At 66.1% G+C, this 9,216-nt stretch carries 4 protein-coding genes and 1 pseudogene; all 5 read right to left on the bottom strand.

Annotated elements, in window-relative coordinates; genetic code table 11:
* Positions 1-221: 221 nt before the first annotated feature.
* Positions 222-527: a hypothetical protein gene (locus ABGB16_RS32390; RefSeq protein ID WP_347671876.1), complete on the bottom strand. Its 306-nt coding sequence runs from the start codon at positions 525-527 to the stop codon at positions 222-224.
* The gene (locus ABGB16_RS32385) at positions 524-6,490 is read right to left on the bottom strand and encodes a polymorphic toxin-type HINT domain-containing protein (RefSeq protein WP_347671875.1); all 5,967 of its coding nucleotides are present in this window, start codon (positions 6,488-6,490) and stop codon (positions 524-526) included. Before ABGB16_RS32385 ends, ABGB16_RS32390 begins: the two co-directional genes overlap by 4 nt.
* Before the next feature lie 996 nt (positions 6,491-7,486).
* Complete coding sequence (locus tag ABGB16_RS32380; RefSeq protein ID WP_347671874.1) at positions 7,487-8,500, bottom strand: glycosyl hydrolase; 1,014 nt, start codon at positions 8,498-8,500, stop codon at positions 7,487-7,489.
* Positions 8,501-8,688: 188 nt separating this feature from the next.
* A complete protein-coding gene (locus ABGB16_RS32375) occupies positions 8,689-9,129 on the bottom strand; it encodes a glycosyl hydrolase (protein WP_347671877.1) in 441 nt (146 codons plus the stop codon).
* Positions 9,129-9,216: pseudogene (locus ABGB16_RS32370) on the bottom strand (IS5/IS1182 family transposase); the annotation flags it as partial. The gene ABGB16_RS32375 and the pseudogene ABGB16_RS32370, both read right to left, overlap by 1 nt.

Raw genomic sequence — 9,216 nt, 5'->3', positions numbered from 1 at the left:
TTGATCATGCTCGCAGCTCATCACTTGTGACCATCCGAACTAGACACTCAGATGATCACTGACGGGCTGCGAGCCCTTCACTCTCGGGTCGGCTCAGCCACAAACCCCGCTCAAGTTCGAAGAGCCGACATAGACGACCACCCCGCACCGTGCCACTGGATGCGGGGCGGTCGTAACGAGTGCTGCCACATCACCTAATCAACAGGTAAATCTGGCTGCATCTATTCAACAGGAAGGTACGCGTCGTGGAAGGCGTAATGAACGATGGCTTGACATGCCTCCTGGACAGTCGGCATACGACCACCCCGCCAAGCCGACCAAGTTTCCAGCACGTCTCGCACGATAAACAACTCCAACAGGTACCTCCAGCCGTCAGGCGCGTCGCCGTGCTCGTCCTCCTCTTCGGCGAGGAGGAGGACGGGCGTGTCTCCGTCGGCAACCTCCCGGTCAGCAGGCACGTATATCAACAACTCGTCGGATAGCTCATCGAGGTGGCGCACCACCCCTTGCAGCGATGTCGCAATCATCCCCAAATCTCATATCCACCAACACCTCCAGGATGGAAGAGATCCTGGAATGGATTGGCCCCGGTGTGCTGACCCAAGGGTACGAGCTGCATTCTACCCACATCAACATGGTGATGCCACGTCCACCCCGCCGGGGGTCTCCTACTCACAGCCCTCGGGCCAGCCAATTGACTCCGCAGGCCCGGAATTATACTTTCCATCATTCTATCGAACTCAGGGTCGGCATCCATATCGGCTAGCAGATTAGCGTTCGCCTCCTGAAAATGCCTACCTCGACTGACACCCGGATAACTGGATGGCGACAACTGCGTTTCGTACGCAACACTGTATGCATTGCCCGGCCCCTGGGAAGTGTTGCTGCATGTACAGTTCCGTCCCGAGGTCTGCGTTCCACAGTTATGAACCAGAACTGACGCATCCCCTGCTACCACATAGTACGTGTGGATCGCGTCGACGGTGAGGTCGTACGTGATTTGGTTGCCTTGGTAGTGGCGAACGGCGCCGAGCTGCGTGTAGCCGCCGGAGGACGTACGCAGTAGCTCGCCGACCTTCAGGTCACCGGCATCGATCCAGCGGCCCCGGGTCACCGACCAGAATGGGTGGTTCGTGGTTGTGGTGATCTTTTCGTCGCCATTCCCCGTTCGGATTGTCAAATCGACGAACTTCCGGTCGTGGTCGGTCCGGATCGTGTGGGTGACCTGCCGCTTCTCTGATCTGCCCGACTCCGGCTCGGTGGCGACCACCGTGTCACCCGGCTGGACCTTCTCGATCGCCTTGCGGGTGCCGTCGGCGAGAAGGACGGTGGTACCGGCGACGAAGCTGTGCCTGGCCCCTGCCGGCAGGCCGGCCCGACAGGAATCGCCGGCCTCATCCGCCCGGTCGGCGCCCTTCTTTGTCTTGGCTTTGGCCTTGGAGGCGAGGGCCTTGGCTCGGGCCGCTGCCCTGGCCGCCGCCGCTCGGGCGGCTCGTTCCGCCTGTGCCTTGGCCGCTGCGGCTTTCTCGGCTGCTGCCTTTGCCGCTGCGGCTGCCGCCGCCTTGGCGCGCTCGGCTGCTTCGGCCGCGCCCTTGAGGATGGCTCGGGCCCATTTCAGTTCCTGGAAGAAGGTGACGACGGCTTTGCCGGCGCGGAAGATGGTTTCGGCGATCTTCTTGGCTTTGAAGATCTTCCCCCAGGGCAGGGCGCCGATCACCATCGAGACGCAGCTTCCGAGGTTGCCCTGCAGGCAGCTGATGATGTCGTTGATCCCGAGGAACTCCATCAGGAGTTGGCCGCCGGCTTCCAGGACGATGTCCAGCACACTCTTGTTCTGGAGCTGCTGCGCCTTGGCGATGTCTTCTGGGCTTGGTCCGTCCGTTGCCGGGCCGGCGCCTGGCGATCCTGGCTCGGGGGTGGCTCCGGTGGGGTCTGTGTAGACCATCGGGTTGTTGTCGGCGTACGTGTACGCCGAGGCGGCGCTGCTTCCGGTGGGCATCGGGTCGGTCGAGGTGAACCGGCCGGTGCCGGGGTTGTAGTTGCGGGCTCGTAGGTAGTAGTTGCCGTTTCCGGTGCTGGAGTCCTGGTACGCCCCGGTGTACTGCAACGGGTTACGTATCGCCGCTGCCGCCGGGCTGCCCGGTGCCGCCGGCCCCTCCGTACGGTTCCCGAGTGTCGGCCCGCTACGTGGGTTGCCGAAGGGGTCGTAGTCGTACCCGGTCACCGGCTGTCCGCTGGGGGTGAGCATGTTCGCCACCCCGCCCAGCCAGTCGTGGGTGTACGGGTGCGCTCCGCTGGCTGGGTCAAGTAGTGCCAGTGGCTCGTCGTCCGGGCCGTATGTGAAGCCCCGCTTCTCGAGCGTCTGCCCGGCGGCACCGGTGACGGTGTCCAGGGCGATCTGTGGGAGGGTGCCGTTGACGTCCCACGACCAGCGTTGGGTCACCTGGTCGGAGCCGCCTCCGAGACCGGAACCGGTGGCCGACAGGCGCAGTCCGGTGGCGTCGTAGCCGTAGGTGGTTGTCCGACCGGAGACGGTTGCCTTGGCCAGGGTGTGGTCCAGGTGGTAGTCGAACCGGTCCGCGCCGGCGGCGATCTGGTTGCCGTCGAGGTCGTAGCGGTAGTCGACCTGGCGGGTGCTGCCACCGGACTTCACGATCTCCCGGGTCAGCTGGTCCGCGTCGTCGTACTCGTAGGTGATGGTGTCGTTGCCTGCGGCGCCGGTGCGGGTCTGGCTGAGGCGGTTGCCGACCAGGTCGTAGGTGTAGTCGATCCGCCCGGCCGACGGGCCGGTGCAGGAGGTTGCCCCGTAGCAGGCGGAGGTGATCCGGTCGACCTTGTCGTAGGCGTATGCCACCGACTCGGAAACTCCGCCGCGGGTGGTCACCACGCGGGTGGGGTTGCCCAGCTCGTCCAGGTCCAGCTTGAACGCCGACACCGGGTCCTGGACCGCGGGGACGGGGTCTGGTGTGTCTGGTGCCCGCTCGGTGCCGATGCTGGTCAGCCGTCCGGCGTCGTCGTACTTGCGTTTCTCGATCAGACCGGTGGCGGTGGGCAGGGTGGTGGTGGTCCGTCGGCCGGCCACGTCGTAGCCGAACTGCCAGGTGGCCGGTGTGGCGCCGGCCGTGCCACCGGTGGCGGTGACCTCGGTGACGCGGCTGTCCTTGTCGTACCTGGCGGTGATCTGGGTGCCGCCGGGGTAGGTGCGGGTGGTGATGTTGCCGCGTACGTCGTATCCGTAGTTGAACGTTTCGTCCGGGCGTCCCGGCTCGACCCGGGTGACCTGGGTGATCTGGTCCTCGTCGTCGTAGCCGACCTTGCGGACCCCTTGCGGGTCGCCGTAGGAGGCGATCCGGTCCTTGGCGTCGTAGCCCCAGGTGTAGACCGGCCCGTCGGTGCCGAGCGTGCGCTGCGTCCGGCGGCCGACGATGTCGAAGGTGTCGACGATGGTTCGCGCTGCCCGCTCGTCGGCGTCCGGCCGCTCGTTGCGGCCCAGCGTGATGCTGGAGGTCCGGTTGCCCTCGACGTCGTAGCCGAATTCCATCCGCCGGCCGAGCGGGTCGGTGGCGCGGGTCAGCCGGCCGGCCTCGTCGTAGTCGAAGGTGTCCTGGTTGAGGTTCGGGTCGCGGACGGAGGCCAGCAGCCCGTCGGCGTGGTAGTCGTAGACCGTCGCGCCGTTGTGCGGGGCGGACGGGTGCCAGGTCGCGTCCGGGTTGTGCACCGTTCGCGGTTGGTTGTCCTCACGGTAGGTGTAGTGGGTGGTGCGGCCCTTGGCGTCCGTGACGGCGGTCAGCCGGTTGTTGGCGTCGTAGTCGTAGACCGTGGTGTGGTCCAGCGGGTCGATCACCCGGCTCGGGTTACCGGCCTGGTCGTACTCGTAGTGGGTGGTGTACCGCTCCTTGTCGGCGCCTTCGACGTTGCCCCGCGGCTCGGTCGAGGCGATCAGCATGCCGTCGTCGTCGTACTCCCAGGTCGTGATCCCACCGGTGGCGGTGGTGGCCTTGGTCCGGTTCCCGGCCGCGTCGTATTCGAACCGGGAGACGTTGTTGTCGGCGTCGGTGATGCCGGTTTGCCGGCCGTTGCGGTCGTACTCCATCCGGGTCGTACGGCCCAGGGTGTCCTTGGCCTCGGTGACCTTGCCGGTGTTGTCCCGCTGGAAGCTGGAAGGCTTGTTGAACTCGTCCACCGTCGCGGTGGTCCGGTCCAACTCGTCCACCTTGACGTCGCGGTGGACCACCTTGCCGTCCGGGTATGGGCGGGAAATCCGGACGAGGTTGTCGTTGGCGTCGTACCGGTATGTGGTGGTGAAGTCCGCCGGGTCCGCGCCCGGGACGTTGCCGCGCGGTGAGGTCACCGACGTCAGCAGGCCCTTGGCGTTGTACTTGTAGGTGGTGACGATGTCCGGCTCGTCGTCCATCTCCACCCGGGTCGCCGAGCGCCGACCCGCGTCGGTGTAGCTGTAGGACATGGTCCGCCGTGGGTCGCTCACCGAGCGAAGCAGCCCGTTGGCGAGGTACCCGTAGCGGGTTTCGGCCCCCTCCGGGGTGACCGTCAGCGTGGTCCGGCCGACCGAGTCGTGGACCGTACGCCAGATGTGCTGCTTGCCCGGGTCGTGCACGCCGACGACCCGGTCCTGGGCGTCGAGGTCGTAGCGGGTGGTGAACTCCTCGGGGTTCGCCCCGCTGACCGTCCCCCTCGGGTCGATAGTGGCGATCCGCCGACCGGTATCGTCGTAACGGAACTCGCTGCGCCTGTCCTCCGGGGAGACGACCGCCACCGGCAGACCGGCGTTGACGTGCCCCGACGGGTGGTACTCGTACCGGGTGACCTTGCCCCGCTGGTCGGTGCGGGAGATTAGCAACCCCCGGTCGTCATAGGCGTAGGTGATCTCGCGCTTCTCGGCGTCGACACTCTTCACCAGTTCGTTGAACTCGTTGTAGGTGTCCCGCCAGACGTTGCCCAGCCCGTCGACGTGCTCGATCGGGTTGTTCCGCTCGTCGTACTTCGTCTTCTCGTCGAAGTTCAGCGGCTGCGGCGCCTTCTGGATGATCGGGTTGCCAGCCGCGTCGAAGGTCGCCTCGTGCTGGTTGTGGTTGCCGTTGACCACCAGGCTGCGGTTGAGCGTGCCGTCGTAGCGGTGGTTGTCGGTGTCACCGTTGCCGCGCTGGGTGTAGACCAGCACGTTGCGCCGGTAGCCGTCCCAGATCACCACCCCATCGGGGTCGGTGGTCTTCGCCTCCTGCTTGGCGGTGTCCCAGGCGAATGTGGTGACGTGGTCCAGCGCGTCCCGCTGCCGGATCACCCGGCCCGAGCCGTCGTACTCGTTACGGATGGCGACGACCTTCGCCGGCTCCGGCTCCACCACCTCGGTGAGCAGACCGGCCTCGGAGTAGCGGTACCGCCAGATGTGATGCCGTGCGTCCTTGACCGTGACCAGCCGGTTCTGCTCGTCGTACTCGTACTGCACCCGCCGGTGGTCCGGCAGGATGATGTCCCGCACCAACCCGGCGGTCATCCGGACCTCGGCCACCCGGCCGGAAGCATCCGTGATGGTCAGGCCAGTCTCGGTGTACGCCAGCCGCACACCCATCTTCCGGGCGTTACGGATGAACTCCAGCCGCCCCTGCGCGTCGAAGCCGAAGGTGATCTGCCGGGGCGTGACCAGTTCCCAGCCGTCGCCGACCCGCTTCAGGTTGGAGCGCACCCCCGCCGGACGCTGGTACACCCCATCGACCAGCCGGTAGAGCGCCTCCGCGCCGTCCTCGGCCCGCACCACCGCGCCGTCCTGGCCATCGGTGACCCGCATTCCGTACGACCAGGCCCAGCCGGGACCGAGCGGGCCTGCAGCCGGATTGGCCGAGGAGTAGACGCGCGTGGATGCGAACGGCACCCCGAACGACGCCATCGCCAGGTCCTGCTCGACCAGGCTGAACGCACCGGTGGCGGTGTTCACACCACTGCCGCGGATCGCCTGCCGCGCGGTGATCCCCAACGCGTTACCGCAGGCGCAACCGGCCGCCTGCGGGTTCGGGATCGCCGGGGGGTCGATCGTGGTACGCGGCGCCGCCTCCTCAGACTCGCGGGAGACGACCTCCCGGCCGTCGTCGAAGACGGCGGTGAGGGTGAGGAAGTAGGTCTTCTCCGGGCGCAGGGTCCAGCCGTCGGCGGCGCCGAAGGACCGGCAGTACTCGCGCTGCCCGCTGCACTTCGCCGCAGTCAGATCGTCCCGGCTGAGCAGGGCGGAATGCTGCTCGGTCTTCGAATCGGCGTCGTAGAGGGTGGCCTTCCACGACGACCAGTCAGGCTCGTCGTCACGCAGGTTGAAATAAGCGACCAGTGAGGTATCGCCAAGGACGAAACCCGGGCGGAGCAACAGATCGGCGAACTCAGCCTCGGCTGCCTCGGCTGGCGCGCCGGGGTTCAGGACAGCCGCCCATTGTTCTGCGGTGAGCTGCCGGGGCGCGCCCTCGGCTGGCACCCCGCTCGGAACCACCGGTGGACGCTTGTCTTCTCGCACTGCCGTGTCCGGGCGGGCGGAAGCCGGCGGTGGCCGGTCCACCGGACCTGCTCCTGGGCGGGCGGTGGGAACCTCGGCGGCTGCGGCGTGGACCCTAAGCCCTGTCGGGGTCAACGAGATGACCAAGGTCAGTGCGGTGACGAACACCAGCCACCGGATACGTTGCAGACGGATCAGAACACTGCTGGACAAGACCGGCCCCTCCCCCATGAACAGGTTGTTAAAGGATCTACGCGCCAAACACAGGATCCATCAATATACATTGACCAATATCCTGACCGAGTCGCGCATCTGACACGAAAGGGCTCGCGCGCTATGTCGGTTCAGATTGACGTGACCCGCACCTGTGACGTACTCCGCCCACCTTCTGCATCGAGTACGCCACACCCAGCCCCGCTCACGACCGTGCCTGCGTCAGCAGCGTCACTGGACCATCCAGAGCCAGTCCAGTACTCCCAGGAGCCGCCCACGGCCCGACCGCGGCCCGGAAAGCAAGGCGGGCGAACTTCATCCGCCACGGAGCCAAGGAGATGCCGTAGACGCAGGTGTAGTCGCTTCAGGGAGCAGCCTCGGCCCCAGTTGACCGGTCATCCGAACGGAAAGTCGACCGTCGGCGCAGAGAGTCAGCGACAGCAGGTTGAAGGTGGCCAGGGCGTTGCCCATGACGGCGAAGTCGAGGGCACCGCCGTTGCCGACGCGCACCCGGTCTACAGGGCCTCCAGCGCACCGTCCAAGGGATGCTTCCCATCGACCACACACGAAGTGACAAGCCTGCGTCCGAGAGAGTCGATCAATGACGCACGGTTAACGGCCAGGTGTGGCGACGGGAGCAAGCCTGGAGTCGGCCGCCCGGGGCTGGGCGTCGGCATTGACGTGCGGCGGTGGGCGGCGCTGGCACGGCGTGGCTGCCGACCACGGTGGTCGGCAGCCATGGACGTGGCGACTAGCGCCGTGTCGTAGTGCGCCGGGTGGTCACTTGAGGTTGGGTACTTCGTCGCGGGTCACGACGTAGCTGTGGCTGTAGACCTTCTGCAGGAAACCGACGTCGTTGGCGCCGGTCAGCCATGTGCCGTTCCAGGTGTTGAACAGCACCCAGCCGGTCTTGGTCGACCGGAGCTGGTCGGGATCGGGGATGGCCCCGTTTTCGTGCAACGCGATCGGAATGGTGCGCCCGACGATGTTGCGGGTTTGGGTGAACAGCGTCGTCAGCGGGCCGTGATCGTTGACGTACGTGTCAGCGCCGCCCACATCGACGTACTGCTTGCCGGGATAGAAGGAGGCATCCGGCTCGCCGTTGTACGGGTGCAGCCAGATCAGGTTGTGCACGCCCTTGGTGCGGGTGAAGTAGTCGAACTGGAAACGCCACAGCCGCTGATACTGGCTGCCGCCTTCCTTGCTCCACCAGAACCAGGTGCCGCCGGCCTCGTGGTAGGGCGCCCACAAGACCGCCACGCCCTGCGACTGCAGCCGCAGCAGTTCGCTCGCGGCGGCATCGAGCTCACCGACGTATGACTGATACTCCGGAGTGCCCGGCGTGAGAGTGGCGTCGATCGACGCTGTCCCACCGTAGTTGCAATAGCTTGTCGCCGGCGCGCCCACATGCCAGCCGATCAGCGGAATCCCGCCAGCGTTCCACCACGCCAACGCGCGGTCGATCGCCCCGGGACGGTCACACATGTCCAAGCCGCGGATCGCCGGGTACTTACCCGTGTTGCTCAGGATGTAGTTGAACTCCGCCTCGCTGCCGTTGGTCTCCCGCTGACCGGACAGGATGTGGTTGCCGTACTGGCTGTACAGGTAGCACAGCAAGTTCCGGGCCTGCGCGGTAGCCTGCGGATCGACCGGCGCAGCCTTGCATGTCTGGGAGGCGGACGCCGAGCGGTGGTGCTGGCCGGCGGCCGATGCGCCGGTTGCGTTGAGTCCTACGACACCGCTGGTGAGGGTCACGATGGCGACGGACAGCGCTGTCTTCCACTTGGTGGGCATGCTTCTCCTTTCTGTTGAGGTGCCTTACATCGGCGGGACCGGTGCCGGGCTTGCGGTTTCCGCGCAGCTACCTGCACGCCTCACCCTGGACGAGACGCCAAAGGTTGGCGGATCAGGTAGCCCTGCGGCACTCGGGCGCGCCGTGCCTCAACGCCACTGGTGATGTCACCTGGTTGCGCGCCGGGTGGTCACTTGAGGTTGGGCACTTCGTCGCGGGTGACGACGTAGCTGTGGCCGTAGACAGTGCGCAGGAAGCTTGGGCTGTTGGTGCGCAGCCACCGGCCGTTCCAGGTGTTGAACAGCACCCAGTAGGTGTTGGTCGCCTGAAGCTGGTCGGGGTCGGGGATGGCCCCGTTCTCGTGAAGCGCGATGGGGACCGTTCCTCCGACGATGTCGCGGGTCCGGTTGAACAGGTCGGTCAACGGACCGTGGTCCCTGACATAGGTGTCCGCCCCGCCAACATCGACGTACTGCTTGCCCGGGTAGAAGGAGGGGTCCGGTTCGCCGTTGTACGGGTGCAGCCAGACAAGGTTGTGGATGCCCTTGGTCTGCGTGAAGTAGTTGAACTGGAAGCGCCAAAGCCGCTGATACTGAGCCTTTCCGCGTAACGGGTCGTGGCGTTGGGTGATCAGGTTGTGCGGTTGTGCTCGATGTGCAGGAGTACGAGGGCCGCCGCGGTGATCCTGCCGATGTTCCACGGGCACAGGCTGACGTTG

The sequence above is a fragment of the Micromonospora sp. B11E3 genome (genome assembly GCF_039871625.1).
In the GTDB taxonomy this organism is placed as follows: Bacteria; Actinomycetota; Actinomycetes; order Mycobacteriales; family Micromonosporaceae; genus Micromonospora.
Note: the sequence above shows the minus strand (reverse complement) of the source record. Positions and strands in the feature narration are given on the sequence as shown.